Below are 19,765 nucleotides of genomic sequence, written 5' to 3'. Positions count from 1 at the left end.
TTGTACCGTTCCGGCCAGCCGAACAGTGGAGGTCCGTTATGTCCCGTTCACGTGCCGCTCAGGCGGTGTTGCTCGCGAGCCTGGCCGTGCTGGTGACGGCTTGCGGTGGCGGTCCGGACGGCGCGGGCGGGTCCTCGCAGGCCGCCGGCGCACCCGCGTCCGGCATCCCGGACACCGCGGCCATCGTCCAAGGTGTGCAGAAGGACGCCCAGCTCAACGCCGCTTTGCCGGCGAACGTCAAGCAGGCGGGCGTGCTGCACCTGGCGTCCAACCTGCAGTCCGCGCCCAACAACTTCTACGCCGCCGACGGCAAGACCCCGATCGGCTACGAGGTCGACCTCGCCAAGGCGATCGCCGCCAAGCTCGGCGTCACCGTCGCCCACCAGGACATGGCGTTCGGCTCGCTCATCACCAGCCTCCAGTCCGGCCGCATCGACCTGACGATGGCCGGCATGAACGACACCAAGGCCCGCCAGGCGCAGATCGACTTCGTCGACTACTTCACCTCGGGCATCACGATCATGATCCGCAAGGGCAACCCGGACGGCATCACCGGGCCGGACACGCTCTGCGGCAAGAACGTCGCCGTGGTGCAGGGCACCAGCCACCAGAAGTTCGCCGAAGCGCAGAGCACCAAGTGCACGCAGGCCGGCAAGCCCGCGCTCACCGTCACCGCGACCGACAGCGACAACCAGAACCAGAACCAGCTGCGCACCGGCCGCGTCGCGGCGATCCTCAACGACCTGCCCAGCGCCGTCTACATCTCGCGGACGGCGGGCGACGGCAAGTTCTTCGAGGTCGTCCCGGGTGAGCCGATCGAGGGCGGGCCGTACGGCATCGGCGTCAACAAGCAGAACAAGCCGCTGACGGAGTCCGTGCAGAAGGCGCTGCAGGCGCTCATCACCGACGGCACCTACGGCAAGATCCTGCAGGCGTGGGGTGTCGACCAGGGCGCGATCAAGGAGGCCGCGGTCAATGGCGGCTCCTGAACCGCTTCCCATCGTCCCGCTCCGCCACTGGGGCCGGTGGGTCGCCGCCGCGATCATCGTCGCGCTCCTGGTGCTGCTGGGCATCGCCCTGGGGAACGCGCAGATCGAGTGGAGCCAGGTCCCGGACTTCGTCTTCTTCAAGGTGATGGCGACGGGCCTGCTCAACACCGTCATCCTCGCCGTGCTGTCGCAGGCCGTCGCGATCGTGCTGGGCGTCGTCATCGCCCTGCTGCGGCGCAGCGCCAACCCGGTCGCCCGGTGGTTCGCCGCCGGCTACATCTGGATCTTCCGCGGCCTTCCGGTGCTGCTCCAGATCCTGCTTTGGTACAACCTGGCGCTGGTCTTCCCGGTGATCCACATCCCGTTCCTGGTCAACGCGCCGACCAACGTGCTGATCAGCGCGTTCACCGCGGCGTTCCTCGGCCTCGCGCTCAACGAGAGCGCGTACATGGCCGAGATCGTCCGGGCCGGCCTGAACAGTGTCGACAGTGGACAGACCGAAGCGGCGAAGTCGATCGGCATGACGCCGGCCGCGACGCTGCGCCGCGTCGTGCTGCCGCAGGCCATGCGCGTGATCATCCCGCCGACCGGCAACGACTTCATCAACATGCTCAAGGGCACGTCGATGGCGTCGGTGATCGGCGTGACCGAGCTGATCCACGCGGCCAACAACATCTCGTCGAACAACCTGCTGGTGATGGAGACGCTGCTGGCCGCGGCCGTCTGGTACATGGTCGTGGTGACCGTCGCCGGGGTCGGCCAGCACTACCTGGAACGCTCGTTCGGGCAGGCCGATCGCGGGCCGCTCGCCCGCGCCGGCAAGGCGTTGCGCGGTGTGCCGCTGGTGAGGAGTGCCCGTGTCTGAGCCCCTGCTGCGCGCCGTCGGCGTCCGGAAGTCCTACGGCCACACCGAAGTCCTCGGCGGCATCGACCTCGAAGTCCACAAGGGCCAGGTGGTCTGCCTGCTCGGGCCGTCCGGCGCCGGGAAGAGCACGTTCCTGCGCTGCATCAACCACCTCGAAACGATCGACGCCGGTCAGATCTGGGTCGACGGTGAGCCGATCGGCTTCCGGCAACGCGGCGGCAAACTGTACGAACTGCGCGAACGTGACGTCGCCCGCCAGCGCCGGGACATCGGCATGGTGTTCCAGCGGTTCAACCTGTTCGCGCACCGGACGGCGCTCGAGAACATCGTCGAGGGCCCGATCCGGGTGCTCGGCCTCAAACCGGACGACGCACGCAAGCAGGGCTTGGAACTGCTCGATCGTGTCGGCCTGGCCCATCGCGGTGACGCGTACCCGGCGCAGCTGTCCGGTGGGCAGCAGCAGCGGGTCGCGATCGCGCGGTCACTGGCGATGAAGCCGAAGCTGATGCTGTTCGACGAGCCGACGTCGGCGCTGGACCCGGAGCTGGTCGGGGAGGTGCTCGAAGTGATGAGTACGTTGGCGGGGGAGGGGATGACGATGGTCGTCGTGACGCACGAGATGAGCTTCGCCGCGGAGGCCGCCGACGAGGTGGTGTTCCTGGCCGACGGCGCCGTCGTCGAGACCGGGCCGCCTTCGGAGGTGCTGAGCGCGCCGAAGCACGAACGCACCCGGCAGTTCCTGGCGAGGATCCTCGCGTGACGCGGATTTCGCCCCGGTACCTGCTCCAGTTCGACGAGCCCGCCGGTTACCTCGACTTCGCCCGGTTCGGGCCGCCGTCGCACGCCGTGCTCGACACGACGGCCGCGCTGCTCGACCAGGCCACCACGGCCGGTCCGTCCACTGTGGACGAGCTGATGCGGCAGGAGATCCGGGCCAAGGCGGCCGCCGCGCGGCTGTCCGGCTCGGACACCGACCACACCGTGCTGCTGCCGAACACGAGCCTGGGGCTGTTCCAGGCCGCGTTCCACAGCGCGGGCGAGGTGCTGGTGTCGGCCGCGGAGTTCCCGGCCAACACCTACCCGTGGGCGCGTGCCGAACAAGCGGGCCGGTTGACGCTGCGGCGTCTGACCGGCGGATACGTGACGCCCGAGCGGGTCGCCGAGGTGTTGACACCCGAAATCACCACCGTGAGCGTCAGCGCGGTCGACTTCCGCACCGGCTTCCGGGCCGACCTGGCGGCGCTGCGCGACGTTGTCGGTGACCGGCTGCTGGTGGTCGACGGCATCCAGGGCTTCGGCGTGATCGAAGCGCCGTGGGAGGTCGCCGACGTCCTGGTCGTCGGCGGCCAGAAGTGGCTGCGCGCGGGCTGGGGCACCGGCTTTGCGGTGCTGTCGGACCGCGCCTTGGAGCGGATGGACCCGGTGCTGTCCGGCTGGACCGGCGCGCGCGACCCCGGCCTGTTCGACGACGAGATCCACCCGCCCGACGCCACCGCGCAGGCCTGGTCGATTTCGAACCTCAGCCCGATCACGTCCGGCGCGTTCGCCGAGGCCCTGGAGCTGGTCGAAGACGCCGGCGTCGGCGCCATCGCGGCCCGGATCGCGGAGCGGATCGTGTCCTTCGAGGAGGTGCTCGCCTCCTGCGGCGCGGAGGTCGTCTCGGCGACTGAACTGCGTGCGGGAATCCTGGCGTTCACCCTGCCCGGCCACCCCGCCGAGCAGGTCGGCGCCGCGCTGGCCAACGCCGGGATCGCGGCGACCGTCCGGCCCGAGCACGTCCGCCTTTCACCGCACGCCTCGACCCCGGCCGCCGCCGCTGACCTGCTGCGTTCGGCGTTGGAGACGTTGACGGCGCCTCGTGAACCCCTGGTCGTCCCCGCCGCGGGGGCGACGACGCACGAGGTGCTGACCGCGCTGGTGCCGGCGATCCCGGGGCTCGCGGCGATGCTCGGCCCGGGCAACGAGGTGCTGCTGCACGACCTGGCCCGGCTGCCGGACTCGATCGTCGCCATCGCCGGCGACCTGACCGGCCGCAGTGTCGGCGGGCCGATGACCGACCTGCTGCTCGGCCTGGTCCGGCGCGGCACCACCCAGGACCTGACGAACTACCGCACCCATGGCCCGGACGGCCGCGCGATCCGGTCGTCCACGTTGTTCCTGCGGGACGCCGACGGTGTCGCGGTCGGGTGCTTGTGTGTCAACAGCATCGACGCGTCAGCTTCCGCGGGCGGCAACGGGGAGCCGGAGACTTTCCCACCGGACGTCGACAGCCTGCAACGGTTCCTGGTCGACCGGGCGGTGACGAAGGCCGGGATCCCGGTGGACCTCATGAAGAAGCGGCACAAGGCCGCGGTGGTGCGGGAGCTCGACGAAGCCGGTTATTTCCTCATCAAGGACGCCGTCGACCACCTGGCCGGGCGGCTCGACGTCACCCGCTACACGATCTACAACTACCTCAACGAAGTCCGCGCCTGACGCTGCCCGTTCGGACCTTGTCCCGCGGGCCGTCCCTGGCGGACCATGTGCCGATGACCGAACCGGACACCCAGCGCGCGCTGGTGCGGCTCGAGGTGGAGGACGAAGCCGGCGACGAGGAACTCGACCGGCTCGCCCGGCGGCTACGGGCCGAACTGGGTGAGCTGGACGTCGACGTGCTCGCCGTCGCCGGCGACCTCCCAGCGGGCGCGAAGGCCGCCGACCCGGTGACGATCGGGTCGCTCGTGGTCGCGTTCAGCGCGGCCGGCGGGGTGTTCCCGGGGCTGCTCGAGACGCTGCGCGAGTGGCTCGGCCGGCAGGCGGGCAAGCACCGGATCAAGGTGACCGTCGACGGTGACACCGTCGAGCTGGAGCGGGCGACCTCGGCCGAGCGGCAGCAGCTGATCGACGCCTTCGTCCGGCGGCACGGCTGACGTGGCCGGCCGCCACGCGCTGCTGATCGCGACCGAGACGTACGCCGACCCGGCGCTGCGGCGGCTGACGGCCCCCGGCGGGGACGCGCGGGCCCTGGAAGAGGTGCTGAGCGACCCGTCGATCGCCGGTTTCGAGGTGACGACGCTGATCGACCAGCCACACCACGTGGTGGGCGAGGCGATCGGCGAGTTCTACCGCGTCCGCCGTCGTGACGAGCTCACCCTGCTGTACTTCACCGGCCACGGCGTCAAGGACGACGACGGCAGCCTGTACCTGGCGATGGCCAACACCCGCCGCGACAGCCTGATGTTCACGGCGCTGGCGGCGGAGCTGGTGGACCGCGCACTGGCCGGCTGCCCGTCGCGGCAGAAGGTGCTCGTGCTGGATTGTTGTTACAGCGGCGCGTTCCCGGCGGGCAAACTCGCGAAGGCGGCCACCGACGTGCACACGCTGGAGCGGTTCCAGGGCCGCGGCCGCGCGGTGCTGACGGCGTCGGACGCAACGCAGTATTCGTTCGAGGGTGACGCGGTCGTGGGTTCCGCGGCCCGTTCCCTGTTCACGCGGCACTTGGTGGCGGGCCTGCGCGACGGCAGCGCGGACCTCGACGGTGACGGTGACGTGACGGTCGACGAGCTGTACAGCTACGTCCACGAGCGGGTGGTGGCGGAAATGCCGCGGCAGCGGCCGAAGCACCAGTCCGATGTGGAGGGCCGGATCGTCCTGGCGCGCAATCCTCGGTGGACGTTGCCGGAGTACCTGAGGCACGGGTTGGCGAGCCCGATCGCGACCGACCGGTTGAGTGCGCTGGAGGGGTTGAAGCGGCTGAACCGGGTGGGGAACGCCGTGGTGCGGGAGCGGACGGCGGGGGAGATCCGGAAGCTGGTGGACGACGACAGCCGGATGGTGTCGGGGGCGGCGGCCGCTTGGATGACGGAGGCGGAGGGGCCGGCTGCGGCGGCGGTTCCGGAGCCGCACATACCCGAGCTGGAACCGCGGGCGGCTGCCGAGCCGGTTGTTGTGGAGTCCGAGCGGCGGGCCGCGGCTGAGCCGGTGCCGGTTGTCGCCGAGCCGGAACCGCAGGTGACTGCCGAGCCGGTGGCGGATGCGCTCGCGGCGGGGACCGTGGCACCTGCGGCAGCGATGAAGCCTGGGGCCGCGCGGCAGGAGGTGCCCGAGGCAGCTCCGCGGGAGAGACCCGGCGCGGTTTCCGCCGACGGGCATCCGGCTGTGCCGCCGCTTCGGCAGAAGCCCGCCGTGGTGCCGAGACCGGTACGGGCCACCGATCCACCGCCGGCAGACCGCCCCCGAGCGGGGTCCGCTGCCCGGCGTCCTGCCGCGCCGCCACCCCGGGTGGTGCCCGCACCGAAAGCGGCGCGGGCACCCGAGCCGCAGCCGGTCGAGGACAGTCTCGACCCGGACGCGGCTCGCCGGAGCGCCCGGTTCTACTTCGGGACCGCCGGGCTGACCCTGGTCCTGCTGATCGTGCTGATGACGGTGCACGTCGGCTGGCCGGTCCTCGTGCTGGCCGTCGTCTTCGCGACCATGCTCGGACTAGGCGTGTTCAGCCGGTTCCGTCACTCCAAATAGGACTCGACCGCGTCCGCGGCGGCCGGAACGCCGCCGTGGCCACGAACCTCCGCCTTCAACGAAGCCAGCCGCGCCGCCACCGAAGCCGACGACGTCACTTCCTCGACCGCCGACCGCAACGACGAGACCGTCACCGACGAAGCCGGCAAATGACGGCCCACCCCGAGCGCCTCCAGCTGGTCGGCGTTCCCGAACTGGTCCGCTGCCTGGGGAACGGCCACCGTCGGGACGCCGAACCACAACGACTCCGTCGCCCCGCCCATTCCCGCGTGCGTGATGAACGCCGAGGCCGCGTCGAGCACCGCCAGCTGCGGCACCGAAGCGAACACCTCCACCGAATCCGGCAGCGGGCCCAGTGAATCAGGCGACACGTGCTTCCCGATCGCCATCACGACGTGCCAGTCCGCGGCGAACGCCTCGATGCACGCCCGGTAGACGTCGAGCTGGTCGTTGTACGCCGTCCCGAACGACACCAGCAGCACCGGACGGCCCGAAGACGGCGGGGTCCACGAACGGTCGGCCAGCCGAGCGGGATCCAGGCACGGCCCGACGAACCGCACGTGCGGGCCGACCCGGTCCTCGTGGGGCTGCATCGCCCGCGGGATCAGCGACAGGATCCGCGCCGGGTGCCCCAGCCACCCCCACGCGTCCGCGTCGATCCCGTTCGCGCGCAGCCAAGCGGTGAACGTCGCGACATAGTCCACACCGGACGGTGACGCCTTGATCGGGTCCATCACCGGCGCCATGTCTTCGTCGTAACCCTCCCACGCCACCAGCGTCGGCGAGAGCTGCACGGCGGGCACGTCGTACCGCGCGCCGAGCAGGGGTGCGCCCAGCCCGCCGATGTCGTACAGCAGCAGGTCGGGCCGGTCGTGGTCGAACGCCGCCGTCAGCCGGGGGTGGATCGCGATCGCTTCGTCGAGGAAGACGCGCATCGCGTCGGCCGGGTCGTCCGGCCAGACGGCGGCCTCGCCGAGCGGGAAGATCGTCGGGTGGGCGACCACCGACGCGCCGGTCGGGGAAACGAGCCCGGCCAGCGGTTCGCCGACGACGTAGGACACCCGGTGCCCGCGGCGCACCAGCTCACTGATGACGCCCAGCGACGGGTAGACGTGGCTCGGCGCGGTGCAGCCGACCATGACGATGTGTTTGCGCAGCATGAAAGCTCCTTCAAGGGGAGAAAGAACCGACGGCGCGCAGAAGAGGGGACCAGGCCCGGTACGCGGGCGGTCCGGCGGTCACGCCGTCTCAGACGGAGCGGATCCGGATGAAGTAGATCATGACGGACACCGTACGGCGTCCCGGAACGCCCGCGCCACCCGATTTCCACCTTTCGTAGGGCATTCACGGTCACACCCCCGTTTGCCGTCCCCGCCCGGCGCGCGCGGGTCTAGGGTTCACCCGCTTCGTCGGAGCAGAAATAGGGAGAAAACAGTGAGACGTGCCCGTTTTTCCCGGGTGGCCGTCGCCGCGGTGGCCGCCGCCGCGGTGGCGTCCGCGCTCGTGGCCGCGCCGGCCGCGACCGCCGCGCCCGCAGCTGCCGCAGCCGCGAAACAGGCGACGATCGCCTGGGGGCCGTGTGCCGATCCCACGCTGGTCGCCGCCGGCGCCGAGTGCGGTTACCTGGGGGTCCCCCTCGACTACTCGAAGCCGAACGGCGAGCAGGTCCAGCTCGCGGTCAGCCGCGTCAAGCACAAGGTCGCGGACGCGCAGTACCAGGGCGTCATGCTGACCAACCCGGGCGGCCCCGGCGGCTCCGGCCTGCTGCTCGCCACTCGCGGTCCGCGGGTCCCCAACCACGCCGGGGACGCCTACGACTGGGTCGGTTTCGACCCGCGTGGGGTCGGGGCCAGCAAGCCCGCGCTGAGCTGCGACCCGAACTACATGGACTACGACCGGCCGGAGTACGCGCCGTTCACCCCGCAGCTCGAGCGGACCTGGCTCAACCGCGCCAAGGGGTACGCCGAGGCGTGCGCCAAGAACAACTCGCGCGCGCTGCTGGAGAACATGAAGACGACCGACACGGTCAAGGACATGGACTCCATCCGGAAGGCGCTCGGGCAGAAGCAGCTGAACTTCTACGGCTACTCCTACGGCACCTACCTCGGTCAGGTGTACGGCTCGCTGTTCCCGCAGAACGTCCGCCGGATGGTGCTCGACTCGACCGTCGACCCGCGGGGCGTCTGGTACGGCGACAACCTCGACCAGGACGTCGCGTTCGACAAGAACATCCTGATCTGGTTCGGCTGGCTCGCCCAGCACGACGACGTCTACCACCTCGGCAAGACGCAGTCCGCGGTGCAGCGCGTGGTCAACGAGCAGCTGCTCAAGGCATCGTTCAACCCGGCCGGCGGCGTGATCGGGCCGGACGAGATCCTCGACGTCATCCAGCAGGCGAGCTACTACCAGCTGCGGTGGACGCTGCTGGGCGACGCGCTCTCCCGGTTCGTCAACCAGGGTGACTGGCAGAACTGGAAGTCGCTGTTCGAGGCCTTCGGCGGCCGTGGTGACGACAACGGCTACGCGGTCTACCTCGCCGTCCAGTGCAGCGACGTCCAGTGGCCGCAGAGCTGGAACCAGTGGAAGCGCGACAACTGGAAGACCTTCACCAAGGCGCCGTACTTCACCTGGCAGAACGCGTGGTTCAACGCGCCGTGCCTGTACTGGCCCGCGAAGGCCGGCAAGCCCACCAAGATCGACGGCAGTGGTGTCAAGAGCGTCCTGATGATCGACGAGACGCTCGACGCGGCGACGCCGTACGAGGGCAGCCTCGAGGTCCGCAGCCGCTTCCCGGGTGCGTCGCTGATCGCGGAGCCGGGCGGCACCAGCCACGCGATCACCCCGCGCGGCAACGCGTGTGTCGACAACAAGATCGCGGACTACCTGGCGACGGGCGCGCTCCCGGCCCGCAAGCCGGGCCGCACGTCCGACGTCGAGTGCGCCCCGCTGCCGCAGCCGACACCCCCGGCGCCGGCCGCGGCCAAGGCCGACCTGGGCGCCACCCAGGGGCTGGTCGCCGGGCGGTTTACCGGCTGACCTGCAGTAACCCGGAGAGACGGGGTGTCGGGCCCAGTGCCCGGCACCCCGTTTTTCATGCTTTCCAGCACCGTGGGCTTTGAAGATGCGCGGACTTTGTGTTACAAAGTGCGTATCGACTTTGCGATGCAAAGTCCACGAACGAAGGGAGAGCGCCATGACCGGGGGACCGGCGTTCACACTCCACCGCCTGACCAAGCGGTTCGGTCAGGTCACGGCCGTCGACGGGGTGACCGTCGAGGTCACGCCCGGCGAGGTCGTCGCGCTGCTCGGGCCGAACGGTGCGGGCAAGTCGACCACCGTCGACATGCTGCTGGGCCTGACCAAGCCGGACGCGGGGGAGGTCACGGTCGCCGGGGGTACTCCGCGCGAGGCCGTCGACCAGGGCCTGCTCGGCGCGATGATGCAGAACGGCGCGCTGCTGCCGGACGCCACCGTCGGCGAGATCGTCGACCTGGTCGTCTCGACGCACGCGAAGCCGCTGCCCGCCGCCGAGGTGATCGCCCGGGCAGGCCTCGAGAAGCTCGTGAAACGCCGCTGCGGCAAGCTTTCCGGCGGTGAGCGGCAGCGGGTGCGGTTCGCCCTCGCCCTGGCCGGCGACCCGCAGCTGCTCGTCCTCGACGAGCCCACCGCCGCGATGGACGTCGAGGGCAGGCGGGCCTTCTGGACGGCGATCCGCGAGTTCGCCGCCACCGGCCGCACCGTGCTCTTCGCGACGCACTACCTCGCCGAAGCCGAGGACTACGCCGACCGCGTGGTGCTGATGCGCCACGGCGCCGTGGTCGCCGACGGCCCGGTCGCCGAGGTCCGGGCCGCGGTGTCCGGGCGGGTGCTCAAGGCCGCCGTGCCCGGCGCCGCCGAAGCCGACCTGGCGCGGCTCCCAGGCGTCACGACCGTGCAGCTGCGCGCCGGTCGCGCCGAGCTTGCCTGCGCCGACTCGGACGCCGCGATCCGTGCGTTGCTGGCGGAGTACCCGCAGGCCGCCGACATCGAAATCACCGCGCTGGGCCTCGAAGAGGCCTTCCTGGCGCTCACCGCAGACGAGACCGAAGGGGCGGCCGCGTGAACACCACCTACCTGAGCCTGGAGATCAAGCGGATCGTCCGCAGCCCGCAGTTCACGATCTTCACCATCGGCATGCCGGTGGCGATGTTCGTGCTGTTCGGCTCGATCTTCGGCAAGCTCGCCACGCCGAGCGGCATCCCGGCGGACGTCGAGACGATGATCAAGCTCGCCGCGTACGGCGCGAGCGGCGGCGCCCTGTTCACCGGCACCCGCGTCGCGCAGGAACGCACCGACGGCTGGCAGCGGCAGCTGCGGCTGACGCCGATGCGCGGCCCCGGTTACCTGGTCGTCAAGGTCATCTCGGCGATGGCGGTGGCGCTGCCGGTACTCGTGGTGGTGTTCCTCGCCGGACTGGCGATGGGCATCCACCTGAGCGCCGCGCAGTGGGGCCTGGTGCTGGTGTCGCTGTGGCTCGGCGTGCTCCCGTTCGCCGTGCTGGGCCTGGCCATCGGCCTGTTCGGCAAGGGGGACACGGTCGGCGCGGTCACCGGCGCGCTGATGATGCCGCTCGGCATGCTCGGCGGCCTGTGGATCCCGCTCTACGTCCTCCCGGAGTGGATGGCGACCCTGGCGCACTTCTTCCCGACGTACTGGCTCGGCCTGGTGGGTCTCGAACCGCTGGCGCACACCGGCGGAACGGGCCTGGCGGCGCTCGTGCTCGCGGGCTGGCTGGTCGTCCCGGCGCTGATCGTGGTGCGCCGGTTCCGGCTGGACACGGCCAGGCTGTGAATGCTTGTTAACCTCCGTGCAGTACTGAGGGGTCTGCGCGGACGAAGGGCGGGACGGGTGGACGACGAGCCGTTGTCGGCGGAGGAGTCGCTGAACCTGATCGCCCAGCAGAACCGGCGGATGCGCCGGGAACTGGGCGGGGGCCCGGCGCGCATGCTCGCGGCCTGGGCCTTCGCCTGGATCGTGGGCTGGGGCTTCACGTACTTCACGACGCAGACCGACACCGTGCCCGGCTGGGTCGGCGGGGTGGTCGTCGCGGTGCTGTTCGTGGCCGCGATGGTCTACACCGGCGTCGTCAGCGCCCGGGCCGGGCGGGGGATCCGCGGCCCGTCCAAGACGGTCGGCGCGATGTACGGCTACAGCTGGGCGCTCTCCTCGATCGGGTTGAGCGTGATCGACATCCGGATCACGCAGTTCGGCTCGCTGTCCTCCGACCAGGTGTCGCTCCTGTGGTCGGGCACCTGGCTGCTGCTGACCGGCGTGCTGTACCTGGCCGGCGGCATGCTGTGGCAGGACAAGCTGATGTACGGCCTCGGCGCGTGGATGATCGTGTCGGCCGCGCTGAGCGTGCTGGTGGGGTTCCCCGGCAACTTCCTCGTGCTCGCCGTCTGCGGTGGCGGTGGGTTCCTGCTCGGCGCGATCGTCTACTTCGTGCGTGAGAAGTCCGGCCGCCGATGACCGAACCGCTGCCGCAGCTCGACCCGGTCATCCACGCCCAGGCGCGGTTGCGGGTCACGGTCGCGCTCGCCGGGCTGCACGCCGCCGACCAGATCACCTTCCCGCGGCTGCAGCAGCTCCTGGACATGACGGCCGGCAACCTCTCGACGCACCTGCGCAAGCTCGAGGACGCCGAGTACGTCGAGATCACCAAGGCCTACGAGCACCGCACGCCGGTGACGCTCGTCCGGCTGACCGCCGCCGGGCGCGCCGCGTTCGAGAGTTACACGAAGGCGCTCCACCAGCTGCTGGACGCCACCGGCGGGGAGTGACGTGGCCCGCTGGGTGATCCACCTCGATCTGGATGCCTTCTACGCGTCGGCCGAGCAGCTCACCCGCCCGACGCTGACCGGCCGCCCGGTGCTCGTCGGCGGCGCCGGGCCCCGCGGTGTCGTGGCGGGCGCGAGTTACGAGTCCCGCGCGTTCGGCATCCACTCGGCGATGCCGATGGCGCAGGCCCGGCGGCTGCTCCCGGCCAACGGCGTGATCGTGCCGCCGCGCTTCCGCGTGTACGAGCGGCTCAGCCAGGAGGTCTTCGCCGTTGTCACCGCGGTGGCGCCGGTGCTGGAGAAGATCTCCCTCGACGAAGCCTTCGCCGAACCACCGCAGCTCGCGGGCGTGTCCCTCGAAGCGGTGACGGAGTTCTGCGCGTCGCTCCGGGAGCGGATCCGTTCGGAGACGGGCCTGGTGGCGTCGATCGGCGCGGGCAACGGCAAGCAGATCGCGAAGATCGCCTCCGACGAAGCCAAGCCGGACGGGCTGCTGGTGGTGCCGCAGGGCACCGAACGCGAGTTCCTCGCGCCGCTGCCGGTGCGCGCGCTGTGGGGGATCGGCCCGGTCGCCGAGGGCAAGCTGCGGTTCATCGGCGTCCAGACGCTCGGGCAGCTCGCGGCACTGTCCGAACAGGACGCCGTCGCCACGCTCGGCGGGGTCGTCGGGCGCGACCTGCGCAAGCTGGCCACCGGCTTCGACGACCGCCCGGTGGCCGACCGCGGCGAGACCAAGCAGGTCAGCGCCGAGACGACGTTCGACACCGACATCAAGGACCTGGCCACGCTCCGCGCCGAGGTCCGGCGGATCGCCGTCGGCGCGCACGCGCGGCTGGTCAAGGCCGAGCGCGTGGCCCGCACGGTGGTGATCAAGCTGCGGCACACCGACATGCACACGGTGACCCGCTCCGAGACGATCTCCGCCCCGACCGACGACCTGGCCGAGCTCGCGGCGACCGCCGAGCGGCTGCTGCTCGACCCGGCGGAGTTCGGCGGGATCCGGCTCGCGGGTGTCGCCTACAGCGGCCTCTCGGTGCCGCACCAGGACGCGCTGTTCACCCTCGCCGTGCCGGAGACCCCGGCGTCCACGGTGGTCTCGGCCGCCCCGGTCACGGCGCCGCCGCCGTCGACCTGGCGGCAGGGTGACGACGTGGTGCACGCGGAGCACGGCACCGGCTGGGTCCAGGGCGCCGGCCACGGCCGGGTGACGGTCCGGTTCGAGACCCGCTCGAGCGGCCCCGGCGTGGCGAAGACGTTCCTCCAGGACGACCCGGCCCTGACCCGCGGCGAGCCGGGTGACTGCCTGAAGTGAGCCCGGTGTGACATCGTGGAGCGAGGTGGTCACCGAGGGGGGTTGCATGGCGGGGGAAGCGGCTGAGCTGGTCCGGCGCGCGCGGGCGGTGCTGTTCGACTGCGACGACACCGTGCTCGCCACCGCGAAGACCCGCTGGAACATCCTCATCGCGACCGCTCGCTCGTTCCGGGTCACGCTCACCCGGGAAGCCATCGAGGCCGCGTGGGGGCTCCCGTTCGACCGGTTCGTCGCGGCGATCGTGCCGTCGGTCGACCCCGAGGCGTTCGTGGGGCGCTACCGGCTCGCGATGAGCGTGCGCCACCCGGAAGCCGCGCCGGGCGCGCCGGAGCTGCTGGGCCACCTCGCGGCCCGGTCGGTGCGGATGGAGATCGTCACCGGCGGCAGCCGCGCCCTGGTCACCCAGGACCTGGACGCGCTGGGCCTCACCGGCCACTTCGCGCGGATCTACGGGCACGAGGAAACGCCGTTCCACAAACCGGATCCGCGGGTGCTCGACGGTGTCCTCGAGAACCTGGCCCGCGGTGGTTACGCCCCGGCGGACCTGCTGTTCATCGGGGACAGCGTGCGCGACTTCCGGGTCGCCGAAGCCCGGGCCGTCCCCTTCGTCGGGGTGCTGAGCGGCACGGAGCCCGCCGCCGGCTTCACGGCGGCGGGCCTGCCGGCCGAGCGGATCGTCGGCGATCTCACCCAGCTGCTGCCGAGCTGAAGCCTCACTCCGCGGAGCAGCCCTGGAGCTTGGCCACTTCCTGGCCCGCCAGCAGGAACGCGCCGACGCCGTAGGCCGCGGTGTCCGTCACCTTCGCCGTTGCCGGGCGGTCGCCGACCGGCTGGACGTAGCCGACCTTGCCGTCTGCCTGCAGGGCCTTCGTCGACAATGCCGTCCACGCCTTGTCGACCACCGGGCGGAACCGCTTCGCGTCGAGGATGCCCGCGTTGACACCCCAGCCGATGCCGAACGTGAAGAAGGCCGTGCCGCTGGTCTCCGGGCCGCCGTGGTCGAACGGGTTCAGCAGGTCCGAATTCCAGAAGCCGTCACGGCGCTGCGTCAGCGCCAGCGTGGCCGCCATCTTCCTGTACACACGCAGGTATTCCGGGCGACGGGGGTCGTCGGTGGGCAGGACCTGCAGCACCTTCGTCAGCGCCGACAGCGCCCAGCCGTTGCCGCGGGACCAGAACACCCCCGAGCCGGTGAACCGCGTGTCGCGGTACCAGAGGCCGGTGAACTCGTTGAACAGCTTGTGCTCCGACGAGCGGAACAGCTTGTCCATGGTGTCCAAATAGGACGGATCGTGGTCGATCGCGCTCATCCGGGCGAACGACGGCATCGCCATGTTCAGCGCGTCGACGTAGTTCCAGTAGTCGCGGTGCCCGGCCTGTACCGAGGCGACCTCGTCGCGGATCCGCGTGCGGATCGAGTCCAGCGAGATCTCCGGGTGGAAGTACGTGTACAGGTCCAGGTACGCCTCGCCGGCGGCCTGGTTGTCCGGGAAGAACGGCCGCTTCGGGTCGAGCGGCAGCTGGTAACCGTTGGCCTGCGCCCACGGCAGCGTCTTGTGGTTGGACTGGCCGGTGGTCCGGACCAGCGCGAGGTTGCCGACGTGGAACGTCGCGTTCTGCCAGTCCGGCGCGTCCAGGTTCGTCCCGTTGGCCACCCAGTAGTTGCCCGCGGCCACCATCTGATCCGAAACGGCGCACTCGACAGCCGAAGCGGTAGCCGTCGGCGCCGTGAACAGCCCGCCCGCCACCACCGCGGCCGCGAGCACGCCAAAACCACGAATACCCGGGAAACGCATGGAAGCGTCCTCCTCAGCACGTCATGGCGGCGGGTGGGTCGCAGCGAGTGTTCAGGCTTCCCGCTGGACGTGTCAAGGTGCCGGTGAGCGGTACGGCGCAACGGTTTCCAGCAACCGGCGCGAAGCGGACTCGGCGCCGTCGGCGTTCTTCGCCAGCACCAGCGTGAGGACGCGGGAGTGCGCGACGAGGGTGTTGCCCTCCGGCAGTTCCATCGGCTCGCCGTGCGCGGTCAGCGCGGCCACCACGGGCACCTGCAGCTGCGCGATCAGCGCGTTCCCGGACGCGCGGATCAGCGCCGCGTGGAACCGTGAGTCGGCCTCCCGGAACGCCGCGGTGTCGGCACGTTCGACCGCGTCGGCCATCAGCTCGTAGGCCGCCGCCATCGCCGAAAGCTCGTCCGGCCGCCGGTGCCGCGCGGCCATCCGCGCCGCCTGCGGCTCGATCATCAGCCGCAGCTCCAGCAGCTCGTGCAGGTGCTTGCGGCCGTCGGGTCCGTTGACGCGCCAGGCGATGACGTCCGGGTCGATCGCGTCCCAGGCGTCGGGCGGCAGCGTCCAGGTGCCGACCCGCGGCCGGGCGGTCACCATGCCCTTGGACTCCAGCACACGCAGCGCCTCGCGGACCACGGTCCGGGACGCGGAGAACCGCCGGCCGAGCTCCTCGGGGACGAGCGGCTGCCCGTCCCCGAGGACGCCTTCCACGATGAGCCTGCCCAGTTCGTCGACGATGCGGGCGTGCAGGCCACGCCCGCCGGGATCGCTCATCGCCTTCGCCCGCGCTACTCGGGCAGGCCGACGCGGCGCTCTCCGCTGCGCAGCTGCTGCAGCACGACCGCGATCACCAGCAGCGCGCCGTGGGCGACGTTCTGCCAGAACGGGTTGATGCCCAGCCCGGACATGCCGTTGTCGAGCACGCCCAGGATGATCACCGCGAGCACGGTGGAGATGATCGAGCCACGCCCGCCCTTGAGCATCGTGCCGCCGAGCGCGGCGCCGGTGACGGCCTGCAGTTCCAGGCCTTCCGACCCGGACACCGGCTGGCCCGAGCCGGTGCGCGCGGTGATCAGGATGCCCGCGATCGCCGCGACCACGCCGACCAGCGCGTAGACGCCGATGATGTAGCGGTTGATGTTGATGCCGGCCAGCCGGGCGGCGGTGTCGTTGCCACCGATCGCGTAGACGTTGCGGCCGATGTCGGTGTACTTGAGCAGGAAGTGCAGTGCCGCCGCGACGATCAGGAACACCCACACCAGCGACGGCAGGCCGAGGATGGCGCCCTTGGCCAGGAAGATGAACAGGTCGTCACCGCCGGTGTAACCCTGCGACTTGCCGTCGGAGATCACCTGCGCGATGCCCTTGTAGGTGGCCAGCATGGCCAGCGTCGCGACCACCGGGTTGACCCGGCCGAAGATGATGATCATGCCGTTGACCAGGCCGCAGAGGATGCCGACGCCGACCGCGGCGAGGATGCCGACCTCCGCGTTGCCGCTGGAGGTGAACACCATCGCCGAGACGACCGAGGCGAGCCCGGCCATCGAGCCGACCGAGATGTCCAGCGCGCCCAGGATGATCACCAGGGTCTGCACCAGGGCCAGCAGCCCCATGATGGTGATCGCGCTGCCGATCAGCAGCAGGTTGTTGGTGCGCAGGAAGTTGTCGTTCAGGACGCTCAGCAGGACGATCAGCGCGATCAAGGTGATGATCAGGCTCGAGTTCTGCACGCCGATGCCGGTCAGCACCCGGCGGACCACGGACGGCTGCTGCGGCGCGCCGGGTTCCTGGGCGGCCTTCTCCTGGGTGGGGGTACTCATGCGCCGATCTCCTGCTGCTCTTCTACGGCTGGTTCGGTTTCGGGGATGGCGAGGGTCAGCACGGCTTCCTCGGTCGCGTCGTCGCGGCTGATCTCGCCGGCCAGGCGCCCGGCGCGCATCACGAGGATGCGGTCGGCGAGCGTCAGCACCTCGGGCAGGTCGGAGGAGATCACCAGCAGGGCGATGCCTTCCGCGGCCAGGCCGTCGACGATCCGGTAGATCTCCGCCTTCGCGCCGACGTCGACCCCGCGCGTCGGCTCGTCGAGGATCAGCAGCTTCGGCCGGCGCGCGAGCCAACGCGCGAGGACGGCCTTCTGCTGGTTGCCGCCGGACAGCTTGCGGACTTCCTGCTCCATCGACGGCGTCCGCACCCGAAGCTCGCGTACGTACTCCTCGACGAGCGCGCGTTCCTTCGCACGCTTCACGACGCGGAAGCGGCGAAGGCGGTCGAGGACCGAGATGGAGATGTTGTCGCGGACGGACCGCTGCATGAGCAACGCGTCCGTCTTGCGTTCTTCCGGCGCGAAGCCGATGCCGGCTTTGACCGCGTCACCCGGGTTGTGCGCCCGGAGGCGCTTCCCGTCGAGCTCAACGGTTCCGGACCGGATCGGCAGGTCGCCGACGATCGCGCGGGCCAGCTCGGAGCGGCCGGCGCCGACCAGCCCGGCCAGGCAGACGACCTCACCCGCGCGGACCTGCAGCGAGATGCCGGTGACGTCGTCGGTCGTGACGTCGTCCAGCTTCAGCACGACGTCACCGGTGTCCTGCGTGGTGCGGCGTTCGAGGGCCGAGAGGTCGCGGCCGATCATCATCCGGACCAGGCCGGGCTCGTCGGTCTCCGCGACCTGCTGGACACCGACGAGCTTGCCGTCGCGCAGCACCGCGACGCGGTCCGCGAGCTGGAAGATCTCCTTCATCCGGTGCGAGACGTAGACGACCGCGACCCCGCTGTCGCGCAGCCGTCCGATCAGCCGGAACAGCGCCTCGACCTCGTGCTCGGACAGCGACGACGTCGGCTCGTCGAAGGCGATCACCCGCGGCGGGGTGGCCGCGGTGAGCACACGCAGGATCTCGACGATCTGCCGCTGGGCGGCAGAAAGCGCGACGCCGAGCGTCGCGGGGTTGAGCACGCCTTCGAAGCCGTACTCGGCGAGCGCGTCCTGCGTCGCCTTCAAGAGCGTGCGGCGGTTGAAGACCCGCGCCTTGGCCGGCAGTTCGCCGACGAAGACGTTCTCCGCCACCGAAACGTGCGGGATGATCTCGGGTTCCTGGTAGATCACGCGCACCCCGGCGGCCATCGCCGCGCGCGGGGTGTCGAAGGTGACCTCGGCGCCGTCGAGCAGCAGCCGGCCGTCGTCGGGGCCCTGGTCGCCGGAGAGCACACGCAGCAGCGTCGACTTCCCGGCGCCGTTCTCGCCCATCAGCGCCAGCACCTCGCCGGAGCGGAACTCCAGGGAGACGTCGTCGAGGGCGGTGACACCGGAGAAGCGCTTGCCGATGCCCTCGACGGCGAGCGGGGGTGGAGAGGAGGACATGGTGTTCCTTCGGCGGTGTGACCCGCGGGCGGCACTTCCCGGGGAAGGCGCCGCCCGCGGGAGATCGGTCAGGTGCAGTTGACGCCGGCCTGCTTGTAGTTGTCCTTGTTGACGATCGTGGTCTTCGCGATCGTCTCCGCGGGCAGCTCCTTGCCGTTCTTCACCTTGTCCACCAGCACCTGGATCGCCGAGCGGCCGACCTCGGCGCCGGAGATGTAGAGCGCGGACTTGTTGCCGGTGTCCTTGCCGGCCGCCCAGTCCTTGCAGGTGAGGTAGGCGCCGAGCCCGACACCGATGATGTTGTTCGCCGCGACGCCCGAGTTGGCCAGCGCCGTCACGACACCGGTTTCGTTCTCGTCGTTGCAGCCCCAGACCACCCAGTGCTTGACACCCGGGTTGGAGCCGATCACCGCACCGGAGCGGTTCTGCGCGTCGACCGGCGAGTTGTCGGTGCCGACGTCGATCACCTGGACACCCGGGTCGCCGGCCTTCGCGAACGCGGCCTTGGCGGCGTTGACGCGGTCGGTGCAGACGCTGAGGTCCTGCTTGTAGGCGCTGATGATCTTGGTGTCGGCGGCGGCCCAGCCGGCGGCCTTGAACAGCTTCCCGGCCTCGCTGCCGACCGAGTCGCCCATCTGGCTGCCGTTGAAGCCGACGAACGGGGCCTTCGCGCCGGTGCCGTCCTTGATGACGTCGTCGGAGGCGATGATCGGGATGCCCGCGCTCTTGGCCTTGTCGATCACCTGCGGGCCGATGGCCTGGTCGGGGACGACGATGGCGACGCCGTTCGCGCCCTGCGCGACCGCGGCGTCCAGCTCGGTGATCGCCTTGTTGGCGTCCTGGCCGAGGTTGACGACCTTGAGCTCGACGCCGAGCTCCTTCGCCTTCTCCTGCGCGCCCTGCGCCTGCTCGACGAAGTACTGCTGGTCACCCTGTTTCTGCAGGTAGTAGAGGGTGATCTTGCCGTTGGCCGGCGCCTGCTGCGACGCGGGTGCTTCGGTCTTGCCTGAGGAGCACGCGGCCAACATGACACCAGCAATCAAACAACAACCAACAACGCTCCAGGTCCGTGACCTGTGCGGGTATGTGGACATCGAGTGCTCCCATGGGGCCGGGGACGAGTGTTGCAAGCGGGTTACCGCCG

The 19,765-nt window shown here is 70.6% G+C and carries 19 protein-coding genes; 13 read left to right on the top strand and 6 right to left on the bottom strand.

Features of this window, described 5'->3' with window-relative positions:
• Positions 1-38 precede the first annotated feature (38 nt).
• From ACIA5G_RS30025 to ACIA5G_RS30000, 6 genes are read left to right on the top strand one after another with little or no spacing between them, the layout of a single operon-like run.
• Positions 39-989, top strand: a complete 951-nt coding sequence (locus ACIA5G_RS30025; protein WP_395929117.1) for an ABC transporter substrate-binding protein — start codon at positions 39-41, stop codon at positions 987-989.
• The gene (locus tag ACIA5G_RS30020) at positions 976-1,854 is read left to right on the top strand and encodes an amino acid ABC transporter permease (RefSeq protein WP_395929115.1); all 879 of its coding nucleotides are present in this window, start codon (positions 976-978) and stop codon (positions 1,852-1,854) included. The genes ACIA5G_RS30025 and ACIA5G_RS30020 overlap by 14 nt, the downstream gene beginning before the upstream one ends.
• Positions 1,847-2,614, top strand: coding sequence for an amino acid ABC transporter ATP-binding protein (locus ACIA5G_RS30015; RefSeq protein ID WP_395929112.1), 768 nt, complete (start codon positions 1,847-1,849; stop codon positions 2,612-2,614). Before ACIA5G_RS30020 ends, ACIA5G_RS30015 begins: the two co-directional genes overlap by 8 nt.
• Positions 2,611-4,329, top strand: coding sequence for an aminotransferase class V-fold PLP-dependent enzyme (locus ACIA5G_RS30010; RefSeq protein ID WP_395929110.1), 1,719 nt, complete (start codon positions 2,611-2,613; stop codon positions 4,327-4,329). Before ACIA5G_RS30015 ends, ACIA5G_RS30010 begins: the two co-directional genes overlap by 4 nt.
• Positions 4,330-4,382: 53 nt before the next feature.
• On the top strand, positions 4,383-4,763 hold the full coding sequence (locus tag ACIA5G_RS30005; protein ID WP_395929108.1) for a hypothetical protein: 381 nt from the start codon (positions 4,383-4,385) through the stop codon (positions 4,761-4,763).
• A gap of 1 nt (position 4,764) precedes the next feature.
• Positions 4,765-6,351 carry a caspase family protein gene (locus ACIA5G_RS30000; protein ID WP_395929106.1) on the top strand — a complete coding sequence of 529 codons (1,587 nt, stop codon included), beginning with the start codon at positions 4,765-4,767 and terminating at the stop codon, positions 6,349-6,351.
• On the opposite strand, the gene ACIA5G_RS29995 is transcribed toward ACIA5G_RS30000, so the two are convergent.
• A complete protein-coding gene (locus ACIA5G_RS29995; RefSeq protein WP_395929104.1) occupies positions 6,339-7,511 on the bottom strand; it encodes a macrolide family glycosyltransferase in 1,173 nt (390 codons plus the stop codon). The two genes, ACIA5G_RS30000 and ACIA5G_RS29995, sit on opposite strands and share 13 nt — an antisense overlap.
• Before the next feature lie 313 nt (positions 7,512-7,824).
• Here ACIA5G_RS29995 and ACIA5G_RS29990 point away from each other — a divergent pair, with 313 nt between their 5' ends.
• The 7 genes from ACIA5G_RS29990 to ACIA5G_RS29960 all read left to right on the top strand — a co-directional run bounded on the left by ACIA5G_RS29990 (position 7,825) and on the right by ACIA5G_RS29960 (position 14,188).
• Positions 7,825-9,387, top strand: coding sequence for an alpha/beta hydrolase (locus ACIA5G_RS29990; RefSeq protein WP_395929284.1), 1,563 nt, complete (start codon positions 7,825-7,827; stop codon positions 9,385-9,387).
• A gap of 157 nt (positions 9,388-9,544) precedes the next feature.
• Positions 9,545-10,453 carry an ABC transporter ATP-binding protein gene (locus ACIA5G_RS29985; RefSeq protein ID WP_395929102.1) on the top strand — a complete coding sequence of 303 codons (909 nt, stop codon included), beginning with the start codon at positions 9,545-9,547 and terminating at the stop codon, positions 10,451-10,453.
• The gene (locus ACIA5G_RS29980; RefSeq protein ID WP_395929100.1) at positions 10,450-11,181 is read left to right on the top strand and encodes an ABC transporter permease; all 732 of its coding nucleotides are present in this window, start codon (positions 10,450-10,452) and stop codon (positions 11,179-11,181) included. Before ACIA5G_RS29985 ends, ACIA5G_RS29980 begins: the two co-directional genes overlap by 4 nt.
• A 57-nt stretch (positions 11,182-11,238) precedes the next feature.
• Positions 11,239-11,859 carry a hypothetical protein gene (locus ACIA5G_RS29975; protein WP_395929098.1) on the top strand — a complete coding sequence of 207 codons (621 nt, stop codon included), beginning with the start codon at positions 11,239-11,241 and terminating at the stop codon, positions 11,857-11,859.
• Complete coding sequence (locus ACIA5G_RS29970; protein ID WP_395929096.1) at positions 11,856-12,170, top strand: winged helix-turn-helix domain-containing protein; 315 nt, start codon at positions 11,856-11,858, stop codon at positions 12,168-12,170. The genes ACIA5G_RS29975 and ACIA5G_RS29970 overlap by 4 nt, the downstream gene beginning before the upstream one ends.
• A 1-nt stretch (position 12,171) precedes the next feature.
• Positions 12,172-13,479 (top strand): DNA polymerase IV, encoded by a 1,308-nt coding sequence (locus ACIA5G_RS29965; protein ID WP_395929094.1) that lies wholly within the window; start codon positions 12,172-12,174, stop codon positions 13,477-13,479.
• 46 nt (positions 13,480-13,525) lie between these two features.
• Entirely contained in the window at positions 13,526-14,188 is a 663-nt protein-coding gene (locus ACIA5G_RS29960) for an HAD family hydrolase (RefSeq protein WP_395929092.1), read from the top strand.
• Between the two features lie 4 nt (positions 14,189-14,192).
• Here the strand turns inward: ACIA5G_RS29960 and ACIA5G_RS29955 are convergent, their stop codons facing one another.
• From ACIA5G_RS29955 to ACIA5G_RS29935, 5 genes are all read right to left on the bottom strand, one after another.
• Positions 14,193-15,275: a glycoside hydrolase family 88 protein gene (locus ACIA5G_RS29955; RefSeq protein WP_395929090.1), complete on the bottom strand. Its 1,083-nt coding sequence runs from the start codon at positions 15,273-15,275 to the stop codon at positions 14,193-14,195.
• Between the two features lie 72 nt (positions 15,276-15,347).
• Entirely contained in the window at positions 15,348-16,040 is a 693-nt protein-coding gene (locus ACIA5G_RS29950) for a FadR/GntR family transcriptional regulator (protein ID WP_395929088.1), read from the bottom strand.
• Between the two features lie 14 nt (positions 16,041-16,054).
• A complete protein-coding gene (locus tag ACIA5G_RS29945; protein ID WP_395929086.1) occupies positions 16,055-17,086 on the bottom strand; it encodes an ABC transporter permease in 1,032 nt (343 codons plus the stop codon).
• Positions 17,083-18,621: a sugar ABC transporter ATP-binding protein gene (locus tag ACIA5G_RS29940; protein ID WP_395929084.1), complete on the bottom strand. Its 1,539-nt coding sequence runs from the start codon at positions 18,619-18,621 to the stop codon at positions 17,083-17,085. Before ACIA5G_RS29940 ends, ACIA5G_RS29945 begins: the two co-directional genes overlap by 4 nt.
• 68 nt (positions 18,622-18,689) lie before the next feature.
• A complete protein-coding gene (locus ACIA5G_RS29935; protein WP_395929082.1) occupies positions 18,690-19,664 on the bottom strand; it encodes a substrate-binding domain-containing protein in 975 nt (324 codons plus the stop codon).
• Positions 19,665-19,765: the final 101 nt, after the last annotated feature.

Origin of the sequence: Amycolatopsis sp. NPDC051758, from assembly GCF_044453095.1 — a bacterium.
Lineage (GTDB): Bacteria > Actinomycetota > Actinomycetes > Mycobacteriales > Pseudonocardiaceae > Amycolatopsis.
The sequence above is the reverse complement of the archived record's forward strand: the minus strand, read 5'-3'. Positions and strand labels throughout refer to the sequence as shown.